This is a genomic window from Pseudomonas sp. R4-39-08 (assembly GCF_003852275.1).
Lineage (GTDB): Bacteria > Pseudomonadota > Gammaproteobacteria > Pseudomonadales > Pseudomonadaceae > Aquipseudomonas.
This window is the reverse complement of sequence record NZ_CP027733.1, coordinates 910,045-936,243: the sequence shown is the minus strand read 5'-3', so window position 1 is coordinate 936,243 and position 26,199 is coordinate 910,045. Positions and strand designations below refer to the sequence as shown.

Annotated in this window: 20 protein-coding genes and 2 pseudogenes; 15 read left to right on the top strand and 7 right to left on the bottom strand. The window is 57.2% G+C overall.

Annotated elements, in window-relative coordinates; genetic code table 11:
- The first annotated feature begins 80 nt into the window (after nucleotides 1–80).
- The 9 genes from C4J88_RS04055 to C4J88_RS04015 all read left to right on the top strand — a co-directional run bounded on the left by C4J88_RS04055 (nucleotide 81) and on the right by C4J88_RS04015 (nucleotide 12,681).
- Complete coding sequence (locus tag C4J88_RS04055; RefSeq protein WP_124406274.1) at nucleotides 81–1,682, top strand: ABC transporter substrate-binding protein; 1,602 nt, start codon at nucleotides 81–83, stop codon at nucleotides 1,680–1,682.
- Between the two features lie 258 nt (nucleotides 1,683–1,940).
- Nucleotides 1,941–3,569 (top strand): ABC transporter substrate-binding protein, encoded by a 1,629-nt coding sequence (locus tag C4J88_RS04050; RefSeq protein ID WP_124365814.1) that lies wholly within the window; start codon nucleotides 1,941–1,943, stop codon nucleotides 3,567–3,569.
- Nucleotides 3,570–3,873: 304 nt separating this feature from the next.
- Complete coding sequence (locus C4J88_RS04045) at nucleotides 3,874–5,478, top strand: ABC transporter substrate-binding protein (protein WP_124361274.1); 1,605 nt, start codon at nucleotides 3,874–3,876, stop codon at nucleotides 5,476–5,478.
- 170 nt (nucleotides 5,479–5,648) lie between these two features.
- Nucleotides 5,649–7,043: an OprD family outer membrane porin gene (locus C4J88_RS04040; RefSeq protein WP_124365812.1), complete on the top strand. Its 1,395-nt coding sequence runs from the start codon at nucleotides 5,649–5,651 to the stop codon at nucleotides 7,041–7,043.
- A gap of 80 nt (nucleotides 7,044–7,123) precedes the next feature.
- Nucleotides 7,124–8,722 carry an ABC transporter substrate-binding protein gene (locus tag C4J88_RS04035; protein ID WP_124403069.1) on the top strand — a complete coding sequence of 533 codons (1,599 nt, stop codon included), beginning with the start codon at nucleotides 7,124–7,126 and terminating at the stop codon, nucleotides 8,720–8,722.
- A 76-nt stretch (nucleotides 8,723–8,798) separates the two neighbouring features.
- Entirely contained in the window at nucleotides 8,799–9,809 is a 1,011-nt protein-coding gene (locus C4J88_RS04030; RefSeq protein WP_124361271.1) for an ABC transporter permease subunit, read from the top strand.
- A 10-nt stretch (nucleotides 9,810–9,819) separates the two neighbouring features.
- Entirely contained in the window at nucleotides 9,820–10,731 is a 912-nt protein-coding gene (locus C4J88_RS04025; RefSeq protein WP_057724524.1) for an ABC transporter permease subunit, read from the top strand.
- Nucleotides 10,732–10,741: 10 nt separating this feature from the next.
- A complete protein-coding gene (locus C4J88_RS04020; RefSeq protein ID WP_124361270.1) occupies nucleotides 10,742–11,710 on the top strand; it encodes an ABC transporter ATP-binding protein in 969 nt (322 codons plus the stop codon).
- Nucleotides 11,710–12,681 carry a peptide ABC transporter ATP-binding protein gene (locus tag C4J88_RS04015; RefSeq protein ID WP_124361269.1) on the top strand — a complete coding sequence of 324 codons (972 nt, stop codon included), beginning with the start codon at nucleotides 11,710–11,712 and terminating at the stop codon, nucleotides 12,679–12,681. Before C4J88_RS04020 ends, C4J88_RS04015 begins: the two co-directional genes overlap by 1 nt.
- A 187-nt stretch (nucleotides 12,682–12,868) precedes the next feature.
- Here the strand turns inward: C4J88_RS04015 and C4J88_RS04010 are convergent, their stop codons facing one another.
- The 3 genes and pseudogenes from C4J88_RS04010 to prfC all read right to left on the bottom strand — a co-directional run.
- Complete coding sequence (locus C4J88_RS04010) at nucleotides 12,869–13,126, bottom strand: hypothetical protein (RefSeq protein WP_124365809.1); 258 nt, start codon at nucleotides 13,124–13,126, stop codon at nucleotides 12,869–12,871.
- A 96-nt stretch (nucleotides 13,127–13,222) separates the two neighbouring features.
- Nucleotides 13,223–13,468, bottom strand: a complete 246-nt coding sequence (locus tag C4J88_RS04005; RefSeq protein WP_124365808.1) for a hypothetical protein — start codon at nucleotides 13,466–13,468, stop codon at nucleotides 13,223–13,225.
- A gap of 295 nt (nucleotides 13,469–13,763) precedes the next feature.
- Nucleotides 13,764–14,078: pseudogene (gene prfC, locus C4J88_RS03995) on the bottom strand (peptide chain release factor 3); the annotation flags it as partial.
- A gap of 703 nt (nucleotides 14,079–14,781) precedes the next feature.
- Here prfC and C4J88_RS03990 point away from each other — a divergent pair.
- Nucleotides 14,782–17,349 (top strand): AAA family ATPase, encoded by a 2,568-nt coding sequence (locus tag C4J88_RS03990; RefSeq protein ID WP_124406272.1) that lies wholly within the window; start codon nucleotides 14,782–14,784, stop codon nucleotides 17,347–17,349.
- A 51-nt stretch (nucleotides 17,350–17,400) separates the two neighbouring features.
- Here C4J88_RS03990 and C4J88_RS03985 read toward each other — a convergent pair whose 3' ends face one another.
- Entirely contained in the window at nucleotides 17,401–18,984 is a 1,584-nt protein-coding gene (locus C4J88_RS03985; protein WP_073524000.1) for a peptide chain release factor 3, read from the bottom strand.
- Nucleotides 18,985–19,316: 332 nt separating this feature from the next.
- Between C4J88_RS03985 and C4J88_RS03980 the strand changes: the two genes are divergently transcribed.
- From C4J88_RS03980 to C4J88_RS03960, 5 genes are all read left to right on the top strand, one after another.
- On the top strand, nucleotides 19,317–20,033 hold the full coding sequence (locus C4J88_RS03980; protein WP_124365807.1) for an ABC transporter permease: 717 nt from the start codon (nucleotides 19,317–19,319) through the stop codon (nucleotides 20,031–20,033).
- A gap of 20 nt (nucleotides 20,034–20,053) precedes the next feature.
- Nucleotides 20,054–20,950, top strand: a complete 897-nt coding sequence (locus C4J88_RS03975) for a glycine betaine ABC transporter substrate-binding protein (protein WP_124406271.1) — start codon at nucleotides 20,054–20,056, stop codon at nucleotides 20,948–20,950.
- Nucleotides 20,951–20,961: 11 nt separating this feature from the next.
- Nucleotides 20,962–21,615: an ABC transporter permease gene (locus C4J88_RS03970; protein ID WP_124361264.1), complete on the top strand. Its 654-nt coding sequence runs from the start codon at nucleotides 20,962–20,964 to the stop codon at nucleotides 21,613–21,615.
- Complete coding sequence (locus tag C4J88_RS03965; RefSeq protein WP_003171711.1) at nucleotides 21,612–22,769, top strand: betaine/proline/choline family ABC transporter ATP-binding protein; 1,158 nt, start codon at nucleotides 21,612–21,614, stop codon at nucleotides 22,767–22,769. The genes C4J88_RS03970 and C4J88_RS03965 overlap by 4 nt, the downstream gene beginning before the upstream one ends.
- A gap of 468 nt (nucleotides 22,770–23,237) precedes the next feature.
- Nucleotides 23,238–24,401, top strand: coding sequence for a type III PLP-dependent enzyme (locus C4J88_RS03960; RefSeq protein WP_124361263.1), 1,164 nt, complete (start codon nucleotides 23,238–23,240; stop codon nucleotides 24,399–24,401).
- 73 nt (nucleotides 24,402–24,474) lie between these two features.
- Here C4J88_RS03960 and C4J88_RS27595 read toward each other — a convergent pair.
- The 3 genes and pseudogenes from C4J88_RS27595 to C4J88_RS03945 form a co-directional block, all read right to left on the bottom strand.
- Nucleotides 24,475–24,555: pseudogene (locus C4J88_RS27595) on the bottom strand (type II toxin-antitoxin system HicB family antitoxin); the annotation flags it as partial.
- A 27-nt stretch (nucleotides 24,556–24,582) separates the two neighbouring features.
- Nucleotides 24,583–25,332 carry a tetratricopeptide repeat protein gene (locus C4J88_RS03950; protein ID WP_124406270.1) on the bottom strand — a complete coding sequence of 250 codons (750 nt, stop codon included), beginning with the start codon at nucleotides 25,330–25,332 and terminating at the stop codon, nucleotides 24,583–24,585.
- 1 nt (nucleotide 25,333) lies between these two features.
- A complete protein-coding gene (locus C4J88_RS03945) occupies nucleotides 25,334–26,014 on the bottom strand; it encodes a Fe2+-dependent dioxygenase (RefSeq protein ID WP_124406269.1) in 681 nt (226 codons plus the stop codon).
- Nucleotides 26,015–26,199 lie beyond the last annotated feature (185 nt).

Here is a 26,199-nt window from a genome sequence, read left to right as displayed (position 1 = left end):
ACTCCCCACATTGACGACAACCTCGGTTATCTTCGTTTGAGTTCGGGCAGCGCTTTATGTCTGTCACTTCAGGGGGAATCATGGAAAGAGTCATCTTCAAACCGCTACTTCTCGCCGTCGGCGTTCTGGCCTTCACGCCACTGGCCCAGGCGGCCACCACCCTGGTCTACTGCTCCGAAGCCAGCCCCGCCGGCTTCGACCCCAGCCAATACACCAGCGGCACCGAGTTCGACGCCTCCGCCGAAACCGTGTTCAACCGCCTTACCCAGTTCAAGCGCGGCGGTACCGAAGTCGAGCCCGGCCTCGCCACCCGCTGGGAGGTGTCCGCAGACGGTCTCACCTATACCTTCCACCTGCGGGACGGCGTCAAGTTCCACACCACCGATTTCTTCACCCCCACCCGCGACTTCAACGCCGATGACGTGGTGTTTACCTTCAACCGCCTGCTGGATGCCGAGAGCCCGTTTCGCAAGGCTTACCCCTCCGAATCGCCCTACTTCACCGACATGGGCTTGAACACCACGATCAAGAGTCTCGACAAACTCGACGAACACACCGTGCGCTTCAACCTGAACAACGTTGATGCATCGTTCGTGCAGAACCTGGCGATGAGTTTCGCTTCGGTGCAATCGGCCGAATATGCCGCCCAGCTCTTGGAACAGGGCAAGGCCGAGGACATCAATCAGAAACCGGTCGGCACCGGCCCGTTCGTGTTCAAGCGCTATCAGAAAGACTCGCAGATCCGCTACGTTGCCAATAAGCAGTACTGGAAACCCGAGGACGTGAAGCTCGACAACCTGGTATTCGCCATCACCCCTGACGCCGCCGCGCGCGTGCAGAAACTCAAGGCGGGTGAATGTCAGGTCAGCGGCTACCCGCGCCCGTCCGACATCGAGGTGATCAAGCAGGACCCAAACCTGCGCGTGCAGCAGCAGGCCGGCTTCAATTTGGGTTTCCTGGCGTACAACGTCACCCACCCGCCGCTGGACCAACTCAAGGTGCGCCAGGCGCTGGATATGGCCATCGACAAACCGGCCATCATCAAGGCCGTTTACCAAAGCGCCGGACAATTGGCGCAGAACGCTCTCCCTCCCGCGCAGTGGTCTTATGACCCGACGATCAAGGACGCCCCCTACGACCCGGCCAAGGCCCGGGCGCTACTAAAAGAAGCAGGGGTTGCACCAGGTACCACCATCAACCTGTGGGCAATGACCGTGCAACGCGCTTCCAACCCGAACGCGCGCATGTCGGCACAAATGATCCAGCAGGATTGGGCCAAGGTCGGCATCAAGGCCAACATCGTCAGCTATGAGTGGGGCGAATACATCAAGCGCGCCAAAAATGGCGAGCATGACGCCATGATCTACGGCTGGACCGGCGATAACGGCGACCCGGATAACTGGCTCGGCGTGCTCTACAGTTGTGCCGCGGTCAAAGGCAGCAATTACGCCAAATGGTGTAACCCGGCCTATGACAAGCTGGTGCAGCAGGCCAAGGTCAGCAACGACCGCGAGCAGCGCATCAAGTGGTATCAGCAGGCACAACAAATCCTTAAGGAACAAGTACCTATAACGCCTATTGCGAACTCGACGGTTTTCCAGCCGCTGCGCAAGGAAGTTCGCGATTTCAAGATCAGCCCCTTTGGGCTGACACCGTTCTATGGCGTGAGTCTAGATAAGTAACAACAACGCCCCAACCGAGTGCACTAGACACGTCGGTTGGGCCTTTTCGGTGCGCGCGGCGCACCGAAAAAACCCGCCAAATAGATGCATTTATGTCGAAACTTTCATAAATGCGACATTCTTGTACGCCCGTCCCACTGTTTGGCGCTTGCAACCGTTCAACATCTTGCAATGGGTATGGCGCCTGCATAAGTATCCGCAGGCCGACTCACGAGGTCGCCCTCACCACCAAAAATGACAACAAATCATGAGGCCAACATGCTTAAACACGCAGTCCTTCCGTTCTTAGTGAGCGCTGGCCTTATGGCCGCAGCCCCGTTTGCCCAAGCGGCAACTAACCTGGTGTTCTGCTCCGAAGGGAGCCCGGCCGGTTTTGACCCAGGCCAGTACACCACCGGAACAGACTTCGATGCCTCGGCCGAAACCATGTTCAACCGCCTGAGCCAGTTCGAACGCGGCGGCACCGCCGTGATTCCTGGCCTCGCTACCAGCTGGGACGTGTCCCCGGACGGCCTGACGTATACCTTCCACCTTCGGGAAGGCGTCAAGTTCCACACCACCCCGTATTTCAAGCCGACGCGTGAATTCAATGCCGATGACGTGCTCTTCACGTTCAACCGCATGATCAACAAGGATGACCCGTTCCGCAAAGCCTACCCCACTGAGTTCCCGTACTTCTCCGACATGGAGATGGACAAGAACATCAAGAACATCGAAAAAGTCGATGACCACACCGTCAAGTTCACCCTTGGCACCGTGGACGCCGCCTTCATCCAGAACCTGGCGATGAGCTTCGCCTCGATCCAGTCGGCCGAATACGCCGCCCAGCTGTTGAAGGAAGGCAAGGCCAGCGACATCAACCAGAAGCCAATCGGCACTGGCCCGTTCGTGTTCAAGAGCTACCAGAAAGACTCCAATATTCGCTTCACCGGCAACAAGGAATACTGGAAGCCTGAAGACGTCAAGATCGACAACCTGATCTTCGCAATCTCCACGGACCCATCGGTCCGCATCCAGAAACTGAAGAAAAACGAGTGCCAGATCACGGCCTATCCTCGCCCGGCGGACATCAAGCCACTGGAAGCGGACAAGGACATGAAGATGCCGCACCAGGCCGGTTTCAACCTGGGTTACATCGCCTACAACGTGATGCCTGTGCTTAAAGGCCAGACCACGCCGAACCCACTGGCTGACCTGCGGGTTCGCCAGGCGCTGGACATGGCGGTGAACAAGCAGCAGATCATCGACTCCGTGTACCAGGGCGCTGGCCAACTGGCCGTCAACGCCATGCCGCCAACCCAGTGGTCGTATGACACCACTATCAAGGATGCCAAGTACGACCCGGCAAAAGCCAGGGAACTGCTCAAGGAAGCCGGCATCAAGGAAGGCACCGAGATCACCCTGTGGGCCATGCCAGTACAGCGTCCGTACAACCCGAACGCCAAGCTGATGGCCGAGATGCTGCAGAGCGACTGGAAACAGATCGGTCTGAAGGTCAACATCGTCAGCTACGAGTGGGGCGAATACATCAAGCGTTCCAAAGGTGGTGAGAACCAGGCCATGATCATTGGCTGGAGCGGTGACAATGGTGACCCGGACAACTGGCTGGGCACGCTGTTTTCATCCCCGGCATTGAACGGCAACAACTTCTCCAAATTCGTCAACAAAGACTACGACGCCCTGATCAGCCAGGCCAAGGCGACCACAGATGTTGCCAAGCGCACCGAACTGTATAAACAGGCGCAACAACTGCTTAAACGTGAACTGCCTTACACACCTATCGCGCACTCGACGGTGTATCAACCCATGCGCAACACCGTGCAGGACTTCAAGATCAGCCCGTTTGGCTTGAACTCCTTCTATGGCGTCAGCGTAAGCGGCAAGTAAGGATCGATAGCGGCGACGCTCATAACGTCGCCGTTATTACATCTGCCAGACCCGTAGGAAACAGACCACACCCGCAAGCGTTGCCGCCTTACAGCAATGAACTGCGCTTCGTGCCTCCGTTGCCTACAGGGTCAATCCGATTTGGCGCATTTACTGTGAAGTCCGCGACCCATAACGTCGTAGGACTACAGAGGTACCAATTTGGGAAAGGCACTTACCGCATGTGGGACCAGTGATGTCCCCTTGGCTACAGGCCTGAGGGATTGCTCGCTGTTGATAACTACACACAAGGATCGGAATCGTCATGCGCCATACCACCGTTCTATCAGCAATGTTTGCCGCCAGCCTGCTGGCTGTGGCCACCACGGCTCAGGCCGCCGAAAAGAAGAGCCTGGTGTTCTGCTCCGAGGGCAGCCCGGCGGGCTTTGACACGGCGCAATACACCACCGCCACCGACAACGATGCCGCTGAGCCGTTATACAACCGCCTGGTCGAATTCGAAAAAGGGGCGACTGACGTAGTGCCTGGGCTGGCAACCAAGTGGGATATTTCCGAAGACGGGCTGACCTACACCTTTCATCTGCGCGAAGGCGTGAAGTTCCACAGCAACAAGGAGTTCAAGCCGACACGCGACTTCAACGCCGACGACGTGCTGTTCACGTTCAACCGCATGCTTGACCCTGACCACCCGTTCCGCAAGGCCTACCCTACCGAGTTTCCGTATTTCAACGGCATGAGCCTGAACAAGAATATTGCCAAGGTCGAAAAAACCGACCCGCACACCGTGGTGATCACCCTGAATACGGTGGATGCCGCGTTCGTGCAAAACATCGCCATGAGCTTCGCCGCAATCCTCTCGGCCGAGTATGCCGAGCAATTGCTCAAGGAAGGCAAACCCAGCGATATCAACCAGAAGCCCATCGGCACTGGCCCGTTCGTGTTCCAGCGTTACCAGAAAGACTCGCAGATTCGCTATGTGGCCAACAAACAGTATTGGGACCCCAGCAAGGTCAAGCTCGACCAGTTGATCTTCGCCATCAATACCGACGCCTCGGTGCGCGTGCAGAAGCTCAAGGCCGGCGAATGCCAGGTCACCCTGCACCCGCGTCCCGCCGACGTCGACGCGCTCAAGGCCGACCCGAACCTGCAACTGCTGACCAAGCCCGGCTTCAACCTTGGCTACATCGCCTACAACGTGCGCCACAAACCCTTCGACCAGCTCGAAGTGCGCCAGGCGCTGGACATGGCGGTGAACAAGCAGAGCATCCTCAATGCGGTGTACCAGGGCGCCGGGCAACTGGCGGTCAATGCCATGCCGCCGACCCAGTGGTCTTACGACGACAGCATCAAGGACGCCGCCTACAACCCGGAAAAAGCCAAGGAACTGCTCAAGGCCGCCGGCGTGAAGGAAGGCACTGAGATCACCCTGTGGGCGATGCCGGTGCAACGGCCGTACAACCCCAACGCCAAGCTGATGGCGGAAATGCTGCAGAACGATTGGGCCAAAATCGGCCTCAAAGTAAAAATCGTCAGCTACGAATGGGGCGAATACATCAAGCGCACCAAGAACGGCGAGCACGATGTCAGCCTGATCGGCTGGACCGGTGACAACGGTGACCCGGACAACTGGCTGGGCACTCTCTACAGCTGCGACGCCATCGGCGGGAACAACTACTCCATGTGGTGTGACCCAGCGTACGACAAGCTGATCAAGCAAGCCAAGGTCGTGACCGACCGCGAACAAAGGACTGTTCTGTACAAACAGGCGCAGCAACTGCTCAAGCAGCAGGTGCCGATCACGCCAGTCGCCCACTCGACGGTCAATCAGCCGTTGAGCGCCAAAGTCGAAGGTTTCAAGGTGAGCCCCTTCGGCCGCAACGTGTTCTCGGGCGTCAGTATCACCCCATAAGAAAAAATAACCGGATGGCGAAGGGCCAAGCGGCCCTTCGGCAAACGTGCAGCCTTTTGTTGGGATTTTTCCTACGCCAAACGTTTGCAATAGCTTGAACGAGTTACACACCCAATAGCCGGTTCACCTAAAAAGACCGGCATAAAAAGAGAACCAAAGGAGCTTCACCCATGAAACTGAGCAGCAAAGCGCTTCTGGCCTTGGCCATCAGCAGTATCACGGCCACCGCCTACGCTGAAACGCAGAGCCAGGACTTCGTTCCTACCACTCTGGCCGGCACCAGCGCGCAAAGCGAGGCCAAAGGCTTTATCGAAGATTTCAGCCTGGGCGGTACCACGCGTAACTGGTACTCCCATGAAAGCAAATACCGTGGGGGCACCTTCGCCTACCAGAAGCATGGCCAAACCCTGACCGACCGTAACCGTACCAACTGGGTACAGGGCACCATCCTCAACGCCAGCTCGGGTTTCACCCAGGGCACTGTTGGCGTCAAGACCGAAGTGGCGGTGTACAATGCGCTGGTGCTGGACCGCAGCAAGCGTGACATCAAAGGCGGCTCCAACCGCACCCTGGCCGATTCCAACGGCGACGCTGTAGATCAGTGGAGCAAACTGGGCCTGGCCAACGTGCAGTTCCGTGTGTCCAACACCACCTTGACCGCCGGTCGCCAGAACTTCAGCAGCGGCATCGTCGATACCATCGGCAACCGTGCGCTGCCTTCCAGCTTCCAGGGTGTGAGCTTCAACAGCGAAGAGTTCAGCAACCTGTCGTTCCAGGGCGGCGTTTTCGATCGCGTGTCACCGCGTAGCGAACAGAGCCTGTCGAAATTCCGCAGCGAATACGGCAATGGCGCAGAAACCGATAAAGTCTCCACCCTGGGTGTGAACTACCAGCCGTTGAAAAGCCTGAAGACCAGCTTCTTCGCCGCCAACGTGAAGGACTTCTGGAACCAGTACTACTTCGGTGCTACCCACGAATTGGGCGACGCCAAGCAACTGGGCCTGACCACCGGTTTCAACTACTACAAGACTGTCGATGAAGGCAAAAAAGAGATGGGGGAAATCGACAACGATACCTTCTCCCTGTCCCTGGGCCTGACTCACCAGGCACACAGCCTGACCTTCGGCTACCAGCAAGTGAACGGTAACGAGTACTTCGACTACCTGCACGAAACCAACGGCATTTACCTGGCCAACTCCCTGACCTCGGACTTCAACGGCCCGAACGAGAAGTCCTTCCAGATCGCCTACGCCATCAACATGGCCGAATACGGCGTGCCAGGCCTGAAGTTCAACGCCTACTCGGCGCGCGGCTGGGGCATCGACGGCACCCACTACACCGGCAACAACGGCCGGGCCAAGTTCGCCTACGACGGCATTCAGTCCCAGGACGGCGAGAAGCACCAGGAATACGGTGTAGGCGCTTCTTATGCCCTGCAGAGCGGCCCACTCAAAGCCACTACCGTGCGCGCAACCTATGTTGAGCACCGTGGCAGCGAGTTCCAGTCCGACGGCAGCATCAAGGAATTCCGTCTGGTCACCACCATTCCGTTCAACATTCTTTAATTAGCGCCAGGCAGGCGGCGGGCTCAGGACGAGCCCGCCGCCTACACGTTTCTGGCTCCATCGATTGCAGAGGGCTCTGAATGAAAATGCTCCCGTTACAAGCTGCCATGGCCGCTGCGCTGTTGAGCGTGGCGATCGGCGTATCGGCCAAACCGCTGGTGGTCTGCACCGAAGCCAGCCCGGAAGGTTTTGACCCGGTCCTGTACACCACCGCCGTGACCGCTGACGCCGCTGCGGAAACCATGTTCAACCGCCTGGTGGACTTCAAGCCCGGCACCACCGAAGTCGTTCCCGCGCTGGCCAAAGACCTGCCCGAGATCAGCGCCGATGGCCTGACCTACACCTTTCACCTGCGTGACGACATCAAGTTCCACACCACCGACTATTTCAAACCCACGCGCAACCTGAACGCCGACGACGTGCTTTGGAGTTTCCAGCGTCAGCTGGACCCGAATCACCCTTGGCATAAAAAGTCCCTCGTGGGCTATCCGTATTTCGAAAGCATGGGCTTCAAGGAACTGCTCAAGAGCGTAGAGAAGACCGATGACCACACCGTCGTCTTTACCCTGACCCGTCCTGAAGCCCCCTTCCTGGCCGACCTGGGCATGGCATTCTCTTCAATCCATTCGAAGGAATACGCCGACCAGTTGCTCAAATCCGGCAAGACCGAAGACCTCAACGCCAAGCCTATCGGCACGGGCCCGTTCATCTTCACCCGGTATCAGAAAGACGCCCAGGCGCGCTTCAAGGCCAACCCCGACTACTTCCGTGGCAAACCGGCAGTCGACCCGCTGATCCTGGCGATCAGCACCGATAACAACGTGCGCCTGCAGAAGCTCAAGGCCAACGAATGTCAGATCGCGCTGTTCCCCAAGCCGGATGACATCCCAAGTATCAAGAAAGACCCAAACCTGAAAGTCGATGAACTGGCGGCGATGACCACCAGTTACACCGCGTTGAACACGACCCACAAATACATGAGCGATGCGCGGGTGCGTCACGCGATCAACATCGCGTTCGACAAGGCCGGCTATACCGAAGCCCTGTTCGGCAAAGGCAATGCGGTGGTAGGCACCGGCCCGTACCCGCCGACCTTGCTGGGTTTCAGCGACAAACTGAAGAACCCGCCCCGCGACCTGGACAAGGCCCGCGCCCTGCTCAAGGAAGCCGGCGTGCCGGAAGGCACCGAATTCACCCTGTTCACGCGTAACGGCGGCGGCCCGACCAACCCCAACCCGATGCTCGGCGCCCAGCGCATGCAGGCGGATCTGGCGCAGATTGGCCTGAAGGTGAATATCAAAGTCATGGAATGGGGCGAGATGCTCAAGCGCGCTAAAAACGGCGAGCACGACATGGTATCGGCTGGCTGGGTCGGTGATAACGGCGACCCTGACAACTTCCTGACGCCAAACCTGAGTTGCGATGCAGCGAAAAACGGCGAAAACTACGCGCGCTGGTGTAACAAAGAGTTTCAAGACTTGATCGACAAAGCGCGCGCCACCGCTGAACCCGCCCAGCGCGCTGCACTCTATGAACAAGCCCAGGACGTTTTCGACAAGGACCAACCATGGCTACCCATGGCTTATCCGAAACTGTTCACCGCCATGCGCAAGAACGTAGAAGGCTTCACCCAAAGCCCTCTGGGGACTAATAACTTCGCCACCACCCAGGTGAAGTAAATAAGAAAAACGCTCGGCGCCGTCGACCCTGACGGCGCCGAACCTGCCTAACCGGCTGATTGAGGTACACACCAAGATGTTTAGTTTTATTGCCCGCCGACTGGGGTTATTGATCCCCACGTTCTTCGGCATCACGTTGCTGACCTTTGCGTTGATTCGCATGATTCCAGGCGACCCCGTAGAAGTCATGATGGGCGAGCGGCGGGTTGACCCCGAAATGCATGCCCAGGCAATGGAGCGCCTTGGCCTTAACAAGCCGTTGTATGCGCAATACCTGGATTACGTCGGCAAGCTCGCCCAGGGCGACCTTGGCGAATCGCTGCGTACCCGCACCAGCGTGTGGACCGAGTTCACCGCACTCTTTCCGGCGACCCTGGAACTGTCCATCGCCGCCCTGTTGTTCGCCGGTATCCTGGGCCTGTTGGCCGGGGTGATCGCGGCCTTGAAACGAGGATCCCTGTTCGACCATGGGGTGATGGGCATCTCCCTGGCGGGATATTCGATGCCGATCTTCTGGTGGGGCCTGATCCTGATCATGTTCTTCTCGGTAAGCCTGGGCTGGACCCCGGTTTCCGGGCGTATCGACCTGCTCTACGACATCGAGCCGCGCACCGGCTTCATGCTCATCGACACCCTGCTGGCCGACGAGCCGGACGCGTTCTGGGACGCACTGCACCACCTGATCCTGCCGGCCATCGTGCTGGGCACCATCCCGCTGGCGGTGATTGCGCGGATGACCCGTTCGTCGATGCTCGAAGTGCTGCGCGAAGACTACATCCGTACCGCCAAGGCCAAGGGCCTGTCGCCGGCGCGCGTGGTGTTCGTACACGGTCTGCGCAACGCGCTGATCCCGGTATTGACCGTGGTCGGCCTGCAAGTCGGCACGTTGCTGGCCGGTGCGGTACTGACCGAAACCATCTTCTCGTGGCCCGGCATCGGCAAATGGCTGATCGAAGCCATTGGCGCGCGGGACTACCCGGTGGTGCAAAACGGCATTCTGTTGATCGCCTGCCTGGTGATCCTGGTGAACTTCGTGGTGGATATCCTCTACGGCTTCGCCAACCCACGCATCCGTCACCAGCGCTGAGATCATGACCATGACTACCTCTACTCCAGTGTCAGCAGTCGATCAGAGCCTGCTGTACCCGTCTCCGTACAAAGAATTCTGGCAAGCCTTCTCCAAGAACAAAGGCGCGGTTGCCGGCCTGCTGTTCATGTTGCTGATCGTGTTCTGCGCGATCTTCGCCCCTTGGGTTGCACCGCATAACCCGAGCGAGCAATACCGCGACTTCCTGCTCACTCCGCCGTCATGGCTGGAAGGCGGGCAGATCCAGTTCCTGCTGGGCACCGATGAACTCGGCCGGGATTTGCTCTCGCGCCTGATTCAGGGTTCGCGCCTGTCGCTGTTGATCGGCTTGTCCTCCGTGGTGATGTCGCTGATTCCGGGCATCCTGCTCGGCCTGTTCGCCGGGTTCTTCCCGCGCCTGCTGGGCCCGACCATCATGCGCTTGATGGATATCATGCTGGCCCTGCCGTCGCTGCTGCTGGCCGTGGCGATTGTCGCCATCCTCGGCCCTGGCCTGATCAACACCGTGATCGCCATCGCCATTGTGTCGCTGCCGTCCTACGTGCGTCTGACCCGCGCCGCGGTGATGGGCGAACTGAACCGCGACTACGTGACCGCCGCGCGCCTGGCCGGTGCCGGCCTGCCCCGCCTGATGTTCATCACCGTGCTGCCCAACTGCATGGCGCCGCTGATCGTGCAGGCCACGTTGAGTTTCTCGTCGGCGATCCTCGATGCCGCCGCCCTGGGCTTCCTCGGCCTTGGCGTACAACCGCCAACGCCGGAGTGGGGCACCATGCTGGCATCAGCCCGCGACTACATCGAACGCGCCTGGTGGGTCGTGAGCTTGCCGGGCTTGACCATTTTGCTCAGCGTGCTGGCAATCAACTTGATGGGTGACGGCCTGCGCGACGCGCTGGACCCGAAACTCAAGAACGCCGCCTGAGGAGATTCCCATGTCACTGTTAGAAATCAAGAATCTCAACGTTCGCTTCGGCGACGAGACCGCCGTGCCAGTGGTCGATGGCCTCGACATTACCGTCGACAAAGGCGAAGTCCTGGCAATCGTTGGCGAGTCGGGCTCGGGTAAATCCGTGACCATGATGGCGCTGATGGGCCTGATCGAGCACCCCGGCATCGTCACCGCCGATGCCCTGAACTTCGACGGCAAGGACATGCTCAAGCTGAGCAACCGCCAGCGCCGCCAGATCGTCGGCAAAGACCTGGCGATGGTGTTCCAGGACCCGATGACCGCGCTGAACCCCAGCTACACCGTGGGTTTCCAGATTGAAGAAGTGCTGCGCCTGCACCTGAAAATGTCCGGCAAGCAAGCGCGCAAGCGCGCCATCGAACTGTTGGAAAAAGTGGAAATCCCTGGCGCTTCCAGCCGTATGGATGCCTACCCGCACCAACTATCCGGCGGTATGAGCCAGCGCGTGGCAATCGCCATGGCGATTGCCGGCGAGCCGAAACTGCTGATCGCCGACGAACCGACCACCGCGTTGGACGTCACGATTCAAGCGCAGATCATGGACCTGCTGCTGGCCCTGCAAAAAGAGCAGAACATGGGCCTGGTGCTGATCACTCACGACCTCGCGGTGGTGGCTGAAACCGCCCAGCGCGTGTGCGTGATGTATGCCGGCCAGGCCGTTGAAGTCGGCCAGGTCCCGCAACTGTTCGACATTCCAGCGCACCCTTACAGCGAAGCGCTGCTCAAGGCGATCCCCGAGCACAGCCTGGGCGCCACACGCCTGGCCACGCTGCCGGGTATCGTGCCCGGCCGTTACGACCGCCCGCAAGGTTGCCTGCTGTCGCCGCGCTGCCCGTATGTGCGTGAGAACTGCCGTACCGAGCGCCCTGCGCTTGACCCGAAAACCAACAGCCTTGCGCGCTGCTTCTACCCCTTGAACCAGGAGGTGGCGTAATGGCCGTCGTTCTTACCGCCCGCGACCTGACCCGTCACTACGAAGTGTCCCGTGGCCTGTTCAAGGGCCACGCTACGGTGCGTGCCCTCAATGGTGTGTCTTTCGAACTGGAAGCCGGCAAGACCCTTGCCGTCGTGGGCGAGTCGGGTTGCGGCAAGTCCACCCTGGCCCGCGCCCTCACGCTGATCGAAGAGCCGTCATCCGGCTCGCTTAAAATCGCCGGCCAGGAAGTGGCCGGTGCCGACAAGGCCCAGCGCAAGCAATTGCGCAAAGACGTGCAGATGGTGTTCCAGAGCCCGTACGCCTCGTTGAACCCACGGCAGAAAGTCGGTGATCAGCTCGGCGAGCCGTTGCTGATCAACACCAACCTGTCCGCCGCCGAACGCCGCGAAAAAGTGCAGGCGATGATGAAGCAAGTGGGCCTGCGCCCTGAGCATTATCAGCGTTACCCGCACATGTTCTCCGGTGGCCAGCGCCAGCGTATCGCCCTGGCCCGGGCGATGATGCTGCAACCCAAAGTGCTAGTGGCGGATGAACCGACCTCGGCATTGGACGTGTCGATCCAGGCCCAGGTACTCAACCTGTTCATGGACCTGCAGCAGGAATTCAACACGGCCTACGTGTTCATCTCCCACAACCTCGCTGTGGTGCAGCACGTTGCCGATGACGTGATGGTGATGTACCTCGGCCGCCCGGTGGAAGTGGGCCCCAAGGAAGACATCTACGCCCGCCCCCTGCACCCGTACACCCAGGCGCTGCTGTCGGCCACGCCGACCATCCACCCAGACCCGAACAAACCCAAGATCAAGATCGTCGGCGAGCTGCCCAACCCACTGAACCCGCCGTCGGGTTGCGCGTTCCACAAGCGTTGCCCGTACGCGACGGCACGCTGCAGCACCGAGGAGCCGCTGTTGCGGCCGTTGGATAATCGCCAGGTGGCTTGCCACTATGCGGAGCAATTCGTCGCCTGACGATCGTTCCCACGCTCCGCGTGGGGAATGCCGCCTAGGACGCTCCGCGTCCCGCCGTTGAGGTGACGCGGAGCGTCAGGGATGCATTCCCACGCGGAGCGTGGGAACGATCAAAGTCTGAGTTCTACGGCCCTTCCCGCCAGGTTGCGCATCAGCCGAGCGGGAGGGGCTTCTTTTTGCTCACGATCTAAGTCTGGCTGTCGCCTTCATCGTCCGAATCGTCGCTGTCCGGCTCGTGGGTTGTGGCGTCATCGTCATCTTCGCTGCCGCCCTGGCCCTGATCGCCAGGCTCAGCTTCAGACTTGGCCAACTGCAAGTCCATGCTCTGGACGCCCTGCGCGACCGTTGCGCCCTGCACCGGGTTATGCGCCCAGGCTGTCGACATCCCCAAGGACAACAGCACCAGCACCTTGATCAACAACACCCCGCGTTGAAAAATACTCATGGTCGATCTCCGTCCAGTCAGTAGCGAAATCCCGCACGACAGCGCTTACCGTCGCCAGGATAAAAGCTAGCCCCAATGCCCGGTTCGTGCCAGGTATCAGGTTTCGCCGTCGTCGAAGGTGACACTGTCTTCCCCTTCGTTGATGGGGTTTTCCGGGTCTTTGACGTCTGTGGGCTGGGGCTGCGGTTTCCAACTGCCCGAGTTGACCTCGTTCTGCTTTTTCTTGGTGACCGGGCCGGTGTCTTTCCACTGGGGCGCCCCGGCGTCGGCCGATGCCGGAAGGCTCGTCAGACCCAGGGCGGCCAGCAATACCAGGGTGATGGCGCTTTGAGCATTTCGCACGGTCGTCTCCTTTGCAGTCGGTGGGTAAACGCTAGACCCGAAGCAGGATTCCCGCCAATTCGTGGCGTTATGAAGATCAAATGCGGGAGGGGGCAAGCCCTCAATACTGTAGGAGCGAGCTTGCTCGCGAAGAACTCAGGGCCCCCGCGTTTATCCAGAATGAACGCGTTGCCTGGACGTTTTTCGCGAGCAAGCTCGCTCCTACAGTGTGCCCCCTCCCACATTTTGGCTTTGCAGCAGGCATAAAAAAGGGCGAAGCCATCACAGCTTCGCCCTGCTCTTTACCGCTCAGCCCTTAATGATGCTCGCGAATCGCACGGAATTTCACATCCGGCCAGCGCTCTTCCATCAGCGCCAGGTTGACCCGGGTCGGGGCCAGGTAAGTCAGGTGACCGCCGCCGTCGATGGCGAGGTTTTCCACCGCTTTGTTGGAAAACTCCTCCAGCTTCTTCTTGTCGCTGCAATCGATCCAACGCGCGGAGTACACGGTGATCGGCTCGTAGGAGCATTCGACCTTGTATTCCTCTTTCAAGCGGCTGGCGACCACGTCGAACTGCAGCACACCCACGGCGCCGAGGATGATGTCGTTGCTGCGCTCGAAAAAAACGTCCATATAATATCTTTCAAAAAGCCTCCGACAGTTAAACTTATTACACCAAACTAGCTTTAAAATAGCACCACCCTTTTACAAATACCGACACCTTCAAAGTATAGCGTCACAAGTTAAAAAAGCCCAACTAACACAACAGAAAAATGCACGTTACGCGACATAATTAAACAACCTCAAACACCAAAGCGCAAAGTCACAGACGCCCTCCTCTCATCTGTATCTTGGCAAACCTAGTACAAGCCTGTAACATAACTGCCCTACATTCAGAAAATGCCGGACAGGAGTCATCCGTGGCACACATCCAAAACATTACAGAATTCAAGAAGGCGTTTTCATGCGGAAGTGATCTAGTCGAAAGTTATTGCCGGCTAATCGCTATTGAATTAAGACTTTCCGACATAAAACCCTTAAAATCTCATGACATAATAAACAAATTACAAAATTTGTCCAAGAGCGCTGCTGGAGGACCACACTCAGGCGCTCTGAGCTCAAGAATTTCAGAGCTGACTACTGCCTTTAATAACATATATGTCGAGTCAATAAAAGGAACTGGCACACTTTCGCTAGCGTCATACCCAAATGTTAGATATATTCGCTTCATTAACGACTGGCCTTCCCACATCACCGACCACTCCAAAGTGTCTGACTTGAACAATGTTGTAAAAAGCACATTACAAACACTTAAAGCATTAGGGAAAGCCATATGAAAACCCTATCAGAACTTTTCAAAAAAATCCGCGATACTTATCCAAGTGCTAACATTAGCTTTAACTATCCAACAATCTACATAATAGTTTCGCATGAAGATTTCGATAACATAGAGGAAAACCGGCGCCATCTATTATTTATGGAAAAATGCGCCATTTCCGAAATCGAACTACTGAGAATTATACATAGCAGCGCCTCGCAAATACTTTTACTTACAAGCGAAGAGTTAGAAAGCGACTATAGCTTTCTACTAAATAACAGGCTAAACAATCACTGGCTTTCACAGCATAACAGCTGCTTCAAAGACAATATAAAGCATGAGAATACTAAAAACACTAACACGATACATTTTTACGGACAAAAAGGCGGACAAGCACGCTCATCTGTTGTAGGCGCTCTTGCGAGGGATCTCGCTGATAACGGACATAAAGTTTTGGTCATAGATGCCGACATTGAAGCGCCAACCTTACATACAATTTTCGGCATAGAACAAATCGAAATTGAAAATTCTTTAATGGGGTATGCAGGATGGGCAGAAGAACCAAGTTATACTTCTAACCCTACAATACCGGGTGTTTATTTTATTGGATGCCGTCCTACCAATGAAGATTGGGAGATGGATTATGAAGCTTTTTCCTTACGCTGTAGCTTAGATCCAAAATCACTTGCTGATATTTTTACAAAAATCTTTCAGATTGATAATGTACAAAATGGTGAGTTTGACACAATTTTAGTTGACCACCGCACAGGGGCTACTACTTCTGTCATTCCAATCATTAGTACCATTCCCGGTCCTTGCGTAATTTTCAGTCGTCCCGACAATCAAACGAACTGGATGCAAGGGATCAGAACGCTACTCTCTTTTAACCCAAAAAACCCTGGCGCGTATGTATCCTTCTCATTAGACAACCTAAAAAAGAAAGGCAATACAACTGAGGCCGAGGCAGAGTTTAAGGAGAAGCTGCTTGAAATATTGTCAGAAGCTTTAGTCATTGATGCGGAAGACCCTGAACCACTTCCTACTGATGAATTAGAACGCTATTATATTCCTTGGATTTATGACCGCGCCTTTTTTAACAGTTCGCTTCCAAAAATATCTCAACTTCAAACTGAAAATATATACGCTATTAGCCAACTGAAAGAGATTCTTGGAATAAACAAACCTACGGCCAAAATACCAGCGCCGGACATTGCTGTTCAAAGTAAGACATCCTCCTCAGGCATCATAGATGAAACCTGGTTTGTGGAGTCTGATATGACAAGGTCGATTCTTCAGCAGGATTCGAATCTTAACTATATATTTGGGCGAAAAGGCACAGGTAAAAGTCGGCTTTTCAAAGAGTCTGTGGAACGCGGAATTGGCCTTCCTTTATTGTCGCCGAGCGAATACGGCGAAATAGACGCTAACATACCAAATAGCTCAGACACTTATATAAAGGCAATCCTCAGCAACACAAATGAAGATTACGAGGTTTTTTGGTGGGCATTAATTGCTGCTCGACTAGAAGCCGAGCGATCTAATTCACAATATAAAACTATACTCCAAGGATACGCCAGGCTTGAATTCCAAGAGTTATCACAGATTGCTTCGCCTTTACAGGTAGTAGACAAGCTTAGAAATCGGAAAATAAATCTATTAGTAGACGGCTTGGAAACGGCCGTACCATCAACAAAGCTGAAGAGATTTGTTGAAGGCATCCTATTATGTATGAATACGGTACAAAACAGCAGTGATTTCCGCCAGCGATTGAGCATTAGACTCTTTATACGTGTTGACTTAGCAATTGGAAGTCAAAATATTGAGCAGCAAACCTCAGGCAGAAAAATTGATTTGTACTGGGACGAGCAAGCCCAAATGAATTATGCACTAGCATGCATAGCATCCAACTCTTGGGTTCAGAAAAAATTCCCTGACACAATAAAAAAAATCGAACAACACAAACAAGAGATTTGCTTAGGCAAATTATTAACAGAAGACTGCGAAACATTCCTACTTCAAATATTTCCTGACAATCTGCGCCGAAGCAACATCAAAACAATCACCTTTATAAAAACATATTTCCGCGATGCTTCTTCGCAGGATAATGAACATCTGGCAACATTCTACCCAAGGCTATTTTTAAACTTTATCACATCGCTTTTTTCTCACCTTGAAAAACTAACGAACCCTATTGATGAGAATGGGAAAATAGTGCAGTCATCTATTTTTGAGTCATATGATACGGCCGCAACAAATTTTATAAACGATGCCAAGCAAGAACTAGCTCATGCAATCACGTTAGACCCTGAGCTTTCTGAAAACCTTAGACAGGTCAATCTTCTACTAGATGCACTGAAAGGTAAGGCGACACCATTCACACTTGACTCGTTGGCACAAAAGATCTGCAGTGATATTGGGTCATCCATAACCGAAGAAGCCATTAAAAGTGCACTTCGAACAATGAAAGACATGGGTTTTTTCGAACAAACACCAAAAGACGTTTCAAAATGGCGGGCTGGTCGAGTTTATAAGTCCGCATTAAAAATGAAATTTGTTCGGGGCATTAAGGCAAAAGAAAGTTAAATAAAAGGGCGAAGCCATCACAGCTTCGCCCTGCTCTTTACCGCTCAGCCCTTAATGGTGCTCACGCGTCGCCCTGAACTTCACATCCGGCCAGCGCTCTTCCATCAGCGCCAGGTTGACCCGGGTCGGGGCCAGGTAGGTCAGGTGACCACCGCCGTCGATCGCCAGGTTTTCCACCGCTTTGTTGGAAAACTCTTCCAACTTCTTCTTATCGCTGCAATCGATCCAGCGCGCGGAGTACACGGTGATCGGCTCATAGGAGCACTCGACCTTGTATTCCTCTTTCAGGCGGCTGGCGACCACGTCGAACTGCAGCACACCCACGGCGCCGAGGATGATGTCGTTGCTGCGCTCGGGGAAGAACACCTGGGTCGCGCCTTCTTCGGCGAGTTGCTGCAAACCTTGGCGCAGTTGCTTGGATTTCAGCGGATCGCGCAGGCGTACGCGGCGGAACAGTTCCGGGGCGAAGTGCGGGATGCCGGTGAAGCCCAGTGCTTCGCCCTCAGTGAAGGTGTCGCCGATCTGGATGGTGCCGTGGTTGTGCAGGCCGATGATGTCGCCGGCGTAGGCTTCTTCGAGCTGTTCACGCTCGGAGGAGAAGAACGTCAGGGCATCGCCGATGCGCACGTCCTTGCCGGTGCGCACGTGGCGCATCTTCATGCCTTTTTCGTAGCGGCCGGAGCAGATACGCATGAAGGCGATGCGGTCGCGGTGCTTGGGGTCCATGTTCGCCTGGATCTTGAACACGAAGCCGGTGAATTTCTCTTCGACCGGTTCCACGGTGCGCTCGTTGGCGACACGGGCAAGGGGCTTTGGCGCCCAGTTCACGACGGCGTCGAGTACGTGGTCGACGCCGAAGTTGCCCAAGGCCGTCCCGAAGAACACCGGGGTCAGTTGACCATCGAGGAACTCCTGCTGGTTGAACTCATGGCACGCGCCCTGTACCAGTTCGAGCTGGTCGACAAAGCGGTCGTACTCGTCGCCCAGGTGGGCGCGGGCTTCGTCGGAGTCGAGCTTTTCGATGATTTTCACATCGGTGCGCTCATGACCATGGCCGGCGGTGTAGACAATGATGTAGTCGTCGGCCAGGTGGTACACGCCCTTGAAGTCGCGGTAGCAACCGATCGGCCAGGTGATCGGCGCGGCCTTGATCTTCAGGACGGCTTCGATTTCATCCAGCAGCTCGATGGGGTCACGGATATCGCGGTCGAGTTTGTTGATGAAGCTGACAATCGGCGTGTCGCGCAAACGGCACACATCCATCAACGCGATGGTGCGTGGCTCGACGCCTTTACCGCCGTCGAGGACCATAAGCGCCGAGTCCACCGCAGTGAGGGTGCGGTAGGTGTCTTCGGAGAAGTCTTCGTGGCCCGGGGTGTCGAGCAGGTTGACCATGTGGTCGCGATACGGGAACTGCATGACCGACGTGGTAATGGAAATACCCCGTTGCTTCTCCATCTCCATCCAGTCGGATGTCGCATGGCGGTCGGATTTGCGGGATTTCACCGTGCCGGCCACCGCGATTGCCTTGCCCATCAGCAGGAGCTTTTCGGTGATGGTGGTTTTACCGGCATCGGGGTGGGAAATAATAGCGAAAGTGCGGCGTTTCGCGACTTCGGCGGCCTGGTGGGTCATGGGAAATCGCCTGGCAGGTGAGTCAAAAAAGGGCGGCGAGTATAGCGCAAACCCAGGGTTACAGACCACCGTTGAGCCCATTGGGGGTGGCTAAATGCTCCCAAGTGTGGAACCTTTTAAAAGGTAGAGACGTCCACTCCCCTGCTATCGCACTCGGAACAGGGGCTGAAAAATCAGCAAGTTAGCCTGACGAGGCTGCGCTCATGGCTCGATCGCATACTGCGTTGCCAGTATCGGCGAGCTGCTTTTCGCGAACTCATTCAGAGGCAGCCAGCCATGGCATTGCCACCGGAGAATGTGTTCGCCGACAAAAGAAAAAAAGGAGTCCGCCTGTGGCTATTCGCTATGGCAAAGGGCTGATAGGAGGCGCGGTTGTCGTCGCGCTCCTGGCCCTGCTGGTCCACTGGATCGGCATCAACACGATCGAACTGTACCGCGACGATTTGTTGTTTTACCTGCAAGCTCATCTGATTCTGGTTTTAGTTTCCATGCTGGCCGCCCTGATTGTGGGCCTCCCCGCCGGCATCCTGCTCAGCCGACCGAACATGGTCGGGCGTGCAGAGCGCTTCATGCAGATCTTCAACATCGGTAACACCGTCCCTCCCCTGGCCGTACTGGCCATCGCCCTCGGCGTCCTCGGCATCGGCAGCGGCCCGGCGATCTTCGCGCTGTTCCTCGCCTCCCTCCTGCCCATCGTGCGCAACACGTACGAAGGCCTCAAAAACGTTCAAGGCTCGCTGAAAGAAGCCGCCACCGGCATCGGCATGACGCCACGCCAGGTGCTGTTTCGCGTGGAGTTGCCCAACGCCGTGCCGATCATCATCGGTGGCGTGCGTGTGGCCCTGGCGATCAACGTCGGCACCGCACCGCTGGCGTTCCTGATCGGCGCCAACAGCCTGGGCAGTCTGATCTTCCCCGGCATCGCCCTGAACAACCAGCCGCAACTGCTGCTCGGTGCCGCATGCACCGCACTGCTGGCATTGCTGCTCGACGGCCTGGTGACCATGGCCAGCCGCCTCTGGCTGGAACGCGGGTTGCGTCCGTCTTAAGGCTTGGCAAAGGAAATCACATGAAAAAACTGACCTTGATATTGAGCTGCGCCCTGCTGTTTGCAGGTTTTGCGCAAGCCGCTGAAAAACCGGTAATCCGCATCGGCGCACGGGTGTTCACCGAACAGACCCTGCTCGCCGAAATCACCTCCCAGTATCTGCGCACCAAGGGCTACGACGCCCGCGTGACCGGTGGCCTGGGCAGTAACCTGGCGCGCAGCGCCCAGGAAAGCGGGCAACTGGACCTGATCTGGGAATACACCGGCGTGTCGCTGGTGGCGTACAACCACATCGACGAGAAACTCGACAGCGCACAGTCCTACGCTCGCGTGAAGGAACTCGACGCGAAAAAAGGCCTGGTCTGGCTCTCACCGTCGCGCTTCAGCAACACCTACGCCCTGGCGTTGCCGGAGAAAGTCGCCAAGGAACATCCCGAGATCAACAGCATCAGTGACCTCACCCACGCCATGGCCGCAGACACCCAGGAACACCGCCTGGTCGCCCTGGACACCGAGTTCGCCAACCGCTCCGACGGCCTGGCCGGCATGGTCAAGCTGTACGACATGAACCTCACGCGCAAAAACACCCGGCAGATGGACGCAGGCCTGGTCTACACCGCGCTGCGCAACGGCCAGGTGTTTGCCGGCCTGGTCTACACCACCGACGGTCGCCTGAATGCCTTCAAACTCAAGCTGCTCGAAGACGACAAGCACTACTTCCCGGACTACACCGCCGCCCCGGTGATCCGCCAGGAATACCTCGACCAGCACCCGCAACTGGCGGCCGAGCTCAAGCCACTGGCCGCGCTGTTCGACGACGCAACCATGCGCCAGCTGAATGCGCGGGTCGACGTCGACCATGAAAGCCCGTCCGCTGTTGCCGCAGATTTCCTGCGCCAGCATCCGATCAATCAATAAGAGGAAAAGACATGGAATTTCTCAACGCCTTTTCCCACCTTGATTGGGCCCAAGTCCTGCAACTGACCTGGCAGCACATCACCCTGGTCGGCGTCGCGGTTGTCCTCGCGATCTTGATCGGCGTGCCCCTGGGCATCCTGATGACGCGGTTCCCGACCCTGGCCGGCCCGCTGCAGGCCAGCGCCACGGTGCTGCTGACCGTACCGTCCATCGCGCTGTTCGGCCTGCTGCTGCCGTTCTACTCCAAGTTCGGCCAGGGCCTGGGGCCGATGCCGGCGATCACCGCCGTGTTTCTCTACTCCCTGTTGCCAATCATGCGTAACACCTACCTGGCGCTCACCGGTGTCGAACCGGGCATTCGCGAGGCCGCCAAAGGCATCGGCATGACCTTCGCCCAGCGCCTGCGCATGGTCGAGCTGCCGATTGCCGTGCCGGTGATCCTCGCCGGTGTGCGCACCGCCGTGGTGATGAACATCGGCGTGATGACCATCGCCGCCACCATCGGTGCCGGCGGCCTGGGTGTACTGATTCTGGCTTCCATCAGCCGCAGCGACATGTCGATGCTGATCGTCGGCGCCGTACTGGTCAGTCTCCTGGCCATCTTTGCCGACCTGCTCTTGCAATGGCTGCAACGCTCGCTGACTCCAAAAGGATTGCTCAAATGATCGAACTTCAAAACCTGTCCAAGACTTTTCAAAGCAACGGCAAGACTGTCACCGCCGTCAACGATGTCAGCCTGACCGTCAACGAAGGCGAGATTTGTGTGTTCCTCGGCCCGTCGGGCTGCGGCAAGAGCACCACGCTGAAAATGATCAACCGCCTGATCAAGCCCACCTCGGGCAAGATCCTGATCAATGGCGAAGACACCACCGACCTCGATGAAGTGACCCTGCGTCGCAATATCGGCTACGTGATCCAGCAGATCGGCCTGTTCCCGAACATGACCATCGAAGAAAACATCGTCGTGGTGCCCAAGCTGCTCGGCTGGGACAAACAGAAATGCCACGACCGCGCCCGCGAGCTGATGAGCATGATCAAGCTGGAACCCAAGCAGTATCTGCATCGCTATCCGCGTGAACTGTCGGGCGGGCAGCAACAGCGCATCGGCGTTATCCGCGCCCTGGCGGCGGATGCCCCGTTGCTGCTGATGGATGAACCGTTCGGCGCGGTCGACCCGATCAACCGCGAGATGATCCAGAACGAGTTCTTCGAGATGCAGCGTGCGCTGAACAAGACCGTGATCATGGTCAGCCACGACATCGACGAGGCCATCAAGCTGGGCGACAAGATTGCGATCTTCCGCGCCGGCAAGCTGCTGCAGATCGACCATCCCGATACCTTGCTGGCGCACCCGGCGGACGAGTTCGTGAGCAATTTCGTCGGCCAGGACAGCACCCTCAAGCGCCTGCTGCTGGTGAAGGCCGAGGATGCCGCGGACAACGCGCCGTCGGTGAGCCCGGAAACGCCGGTGGCCGATGCACTGGAGCTGATGGACGAGCACGACCGGCGCTATGTGGTGGTCACCTGCGCCGAGAATAAGGCGCTGGGCTATGTACGCCGTCGCGACTTGCACCGTCAGACCGGTACCTGCGGCCAGTACCTGCGCGAATTCAACGCCACCGCCGCGTATGACGAGCACTTGCGCATCCTGCTGTCGCGGATGTACGAGTTCAACCGTTCGTGGTTACCGGTGATGGATGCCGAGCGGGTGTTTTTGGGTGAAGTGACGCAGGAGTCGATTGCCGAGTACCTGAGTTCCGGTAAGTCGCGTGGGGGCAAGACCAGTATCGTTTCGCCTGCAGAGACCGCACTGGCCTGACACAACGCGGTAAAAAATGTGGGAGGGGGCTTGCTCCCGATGAGGGTGGGTCAGTTGATAAATGTGTAACTGACACACCGCCATCGGGAGCAAGCCCCCTCCCACATTTGGCTCTGCAGGGTGTCAGGGAAATGCACTCAATTCGCCCATCCGGGGAACATCAATCCGTCACACCGGTCGGTTACATAGTAGCTGCACGGGGTCGCGCGACGAACGCGTGCAAAAACGCGACATTTTTAGTTGATCCCACGCCCATCAAGCCCTAAAGTTCGCGCCGAACGTCCATGCTGGAAACGATCCATCCGGCTCAAGTACTGACGACGAGACAGCAAGGCCAAGGGAAGCGTATCCCATGGCCTTTTTGCTTTCGGCGACATGCCTTGGGAAGTAGGCGAACCAAAGTGGGGATACGGAGGACGTTCAGTTGCACCCATTGATTACTACAGTTTGCCCTTAGGAGTTCCCAGCATGTCGATCAACGTCGAAGACTATTTCGCGCGCGCCACGTTTGACAAAATGAAGGCGTTCGCCGACAAGCAAGAAACCCCGTTCGTGGTGATCGACACCGCGATGATCAGCCAGGCCTACGATGACCTGCGCGCCGGTTTCGAATTCGCCAAGGTGTACTACGCGGTCAAGGCCAACCCGGCTGTCGAGATCATCGACCTGTTGAAAGACAAGGGTTCGAGCTTCGATATCGCGTCGATCTACGAGCTGGACAAGGTCATGGACCGCGGCGTCAGCGCCGACCGTATCAGCTACGGCAACACCATCAAGAAGTCCAAGGACATCCGCTACTTCTATGAGAAAGGCGTGCGCCTGTTCTCCACCGACTCCGAAGCCGACCTGCGCAACATCGCCAAGGCCGCGCCGGGCTCGAAAGTCTATGTGCGTATCCTCACCGAAGGCTCAACCACGGCTGACTGGCCGTTGTCGCGCAAGTTCGGCTGCCAGACCGACATGGCCATGGACCTGCTGATCCTCGCCCGCGACCTGGGCCTGGTGCCTTACGGCATCTCGTTCCACGTCGGCTCGCAGCAGCGCGACATCAGCGTATGGGATGCGGCGATCGCCAAGGTCAAAGTGATCTTCGAACGCTTGAAGGAAGAAGACGGCATTCATCTGAAGCTGATCAACATGGGCGGCGGCTTCCCGGCCAACTACATCACCCGCACCAACAGCCTGGAAACCTACGCCGAGGAAATCATCCGTTTCCTCAAGGAAGACTTCGGTGATGAGCTGCCGGAAATCATCCTCGAGCCCGGCCGCTCGTTGATCGCCAACGCCGGCATCCTGGTCAGCGAAGTGGTGCTGGTGGCGCGTAAATCGCGCACCGCCGTCGAGCGTTGGGTGTACACGGACGTGGGCAAATTCTCCGGCCTGATCGAAACCATGGACGAAGCCATCAAGTTCCCGATCTGGACCGAGAAGAAAGGCGAGATGGAAGAAGTGGTCATCGCCGGCCCGACCTGCGACAGCGCCGACATCATGTACGAAAACTACAAGTACGGCCTGCCGCTGAATCTGGCCATTGGTGACCGCATGTACTGGCTGTCGACCGGTGCCTATACCACCAGCTACAGCGCGGTTGAGTTCAATGGGTTTCCGCCGTTGAAGTCGTTTTACGTGTAAGCACGCTGCGTATAAAACCCATGACGTGTCATGGGTTTTTTTATGGCTGTCAGGTGGAATGTCGCGCATTGCGTCAGGCAGATAGCTCACGCAGCGCTGCCGTCGCCAGAAAACCTGACCGCGACGCATACCGATGATCCTTCAGCACCCGCTTTTTGTGCCCCGGTCTGGCTCAGATGAGCTAAGAGAGATTGGCAGCGCGTTGTCGAAAGGCTTCAGCCATCGCGCGAATCTGTGGATGGTTGGCCGCTGCCAGCGTCTGGTGTGCTATCCGTAAGAACTTGAGATTCCCGCCTGCCAGCGCCTTGTGCAACCACTCCAGTGCCGCTTCGATTTGGCCACCGTCTGCCAACACTGCCGCATAACTGAACTGCCCACGAAAATCCCCGGCTTCGGCTGAACGCCGGTACCACTCAACGGCCGCTTCAAAATCCCTCGGGCAATACTGCCCGTCTTCCAGATAACGCCCCACCAGGTTCATCGACTTGGCATGGCCCTGCTCTGCCGCCTGGCGATAAAGCGCCAGTGCCTTAACAGAGTCCTCAGCGACTCCACGACCGGTCGCCAACAGATTCGCGTAGTTGTACTGGCCCCAGTCCAAACCCGCCTCTGCCGCCAATCGATACTCCCGCGCAGCCGCCGCTTCGTCTACCGCACAGCCCCAACCATGCTCCAGACACCGCCCAATCATATTGCGCGCCATCAAATGCCCGCCCTCGGCGGCAATCCGGAACCAGCGCAACGCCAGTGCTTCATCCCGTGCGATGCCGCGTCCTTCCAGCAGGATCTGCCCGAGCAAGGCCTGGGCATCGACCACGCCTTCCCTGGCCGCGATCAGGATCGCCTGGGCCGCACGCACCGGGGAATCATCGAGCATCGATTGCAGCTGCTCGACGTTGAGCACTTCCTGGCGACGCAATAAAAAGCCCATCTCAGACCTCGACCCAGCGACGCAGCAGGTTGTGATAGGTGCCGGTGAGCTGGATCAGCGCCGGGTGATCGGGCACGTCGCGGCTCAGTTGCTGGATGGCGCCGTCCATTTCGAACAGCAGGGTACGCTGGCTGTCTTCGCGCACCAGGCTCTGGGTCCAGAAAAACGAGGCGTAGCGCGCGCCGCGTGTCACCGCGTTGACCTTGTGCAGGCTGGAGCCGGGGTACAGCACCATATCGCCGGCGGGAAGCTTGACGCGCTGCAGGCCGAAGGTGTCCTGGATTTCCAGTTCGCCGCCGTCGTATTCGTCGGGGTCGCTGAAAAACAGCGTGGACGACAGGTCAGTGCGCACGCGCTCGTGGCTGCCTTTGGGTTGGCGCACGGCGTTGTCGATATGGAAGTCGAAACTGCCACCGGCGGTGTAACAGTTGAGCAACGGCGGAAACACCTTGTGCGGTAACGCCGCTGACATAAACAAGGGGTTGCTCCACAAGCGCTCCAGCATCGCCGCGCCGATTTCCTTGGCCAACGGGTGGCCTTCGGGCAATTGCAGGTTGTGCTTGGCCTTGGCCGATTGATGGCCGGCGGTGGCTTTACCGTCGGCCCATTCGGCCGCTTCCAGGGCTTGGCGAATGCGCTGCACTTCCTCGCGCGAGAACAGGCCGGGAATATGCAGCAACATGGGGCAATACCTGCGATCAGAGGGGTGCCAATGGTATTGATTCTTATCCTCTGTGTAAAACATCAAGACGAACGAGACTGTAAAAACCGTAAGCAAAAAGTGTAAAGAATGTAAATTCGATGCGAATAGCAATGTATCGCAATTGATAGAAAGTCTTGTTAGCCCTATATTCCGCGACCTCACAT

Coding starts and splice junctions, on each gene's coding strand:
- C4J88_RS04055 (WP_124406274.1), top strand. CDS start 81: ATGGAAAGAGTCATCTTCAAACCGCTACTTCTCGCCGTCGGCGTTCTG.
- C4J88_RS04050 (WP_124365814.1), top strand. CDS start 1,941: ATGCTTAAACACGCAGTCCTTCCGTTCTTAGTGAGCGCTGGCCTTATG.
- C4J88_RS04045 (WP_124361274.1), top strand. CDS start 3,874: ATGCGCCATACCACCGTTCTATCAGCAATGTTTGCCGCCAGCCTGCTG.
- C4J88_RS04040 (WP_124365812.1), top strand. CDS start 5,649: ATGAAACTGAGCAGCAAAGCGCTTCTGGCCTTGGCCATCAGCAGTATC.
- C4J88_RS04035 (WP_124403069.1), top strand. CDS start 7,124: ATGAAAATGCTCCCGTTACAAGCTGCCATGGCCGCTGCGCTGTTGAGC.
- C4J88_RS04030 (WP_124361271.1), top strand. CDS start 8,799: ATGTTTAGTTTTATTGCCCGCCGACTGGGGTTATTGATCCCCACGTTC.
- C4J88_RS04025 (WP_057724524.1), top strand. CDS start 9,820: ATGACTACCTCTACTCCAGTGTCAGCAGTCGATCAGAGCCTGCTGTAC.
- C4J88_RS04020 (WP_124361270.1), top strand. CDS start 10,742: ATGTCACTGTTAGAAATCAAGAATCTCAACGTTCGCTTCGGCGACGAG.
- C4J88_RS04015 (WP_124361269.1), top strand. CDS start 11,710: ATGGCCGTCGTTCTTACCGCCCGCGACCTGACCCGTCACTACGAAGTG.
- C4J88_RS04010 (WP_124365809.1), bottom strand. CDS start 13,126: ATGAGTATTTTTCAACGCGGGGTGTTGTTGATCAAGGTGCTGGTGCTG.
- C4J88_RS03990 (WP_124406272.1), top strand. CDS start 14,782: ATGAAAACCCTATCAGAACTTTTCAAAAAAATCCGCGATACTTATCCA.
- C4J88_RS03985 (WP_073524000.1), bottom strand. CDS start 18,984: ATGACCCACCAGGCCGCCGAAGTCGCGAAACGCCGCACTTTCGCTATT.
- C4J88_RS03975 (WP_124406271.1), top strand. CDS start 20,054: ATGAAAAAACTGACCTTGATATTGAGCTGCGCCCTGCTGTTTGCAGGT.
- C4J88_RS03970 (WP_124361264.1), top strand. CDS start 20,962: ATGGAATTTCTCAACGCCTTTTCCCACCTTGATTGGGCCCAAGTCCTG.
- C4J88_RS03965 (WP_003171711.1), top strand. CDS start 21,612: ATGATCGAACTTCAAAACCTGTCCAAGACTTTTCAAAGCAACGGCAAG.
- C4J88_RS03960 (WP_124361263.1), top strand. CDS start 23,238: ATGTCGATCAACGTCGAAGACTATTTCGCGCGCGCCACGTTTGACAAA.
- C4J88_RS03950 (WP_124406270.1), bottom strand. CDS start 25,332: ATGGGCTTTTTATTGCGTCGCCAGGAAGTGCTCAACGTCGAGCAGCTG.
- C4J88_RS03945 (WP_124406269.1), bottom strand. CDS start 26,014: ATGTTGCTGCATATTCCCGGCCTGTTCTCGCGCGAGGAAGTGCAGCGC.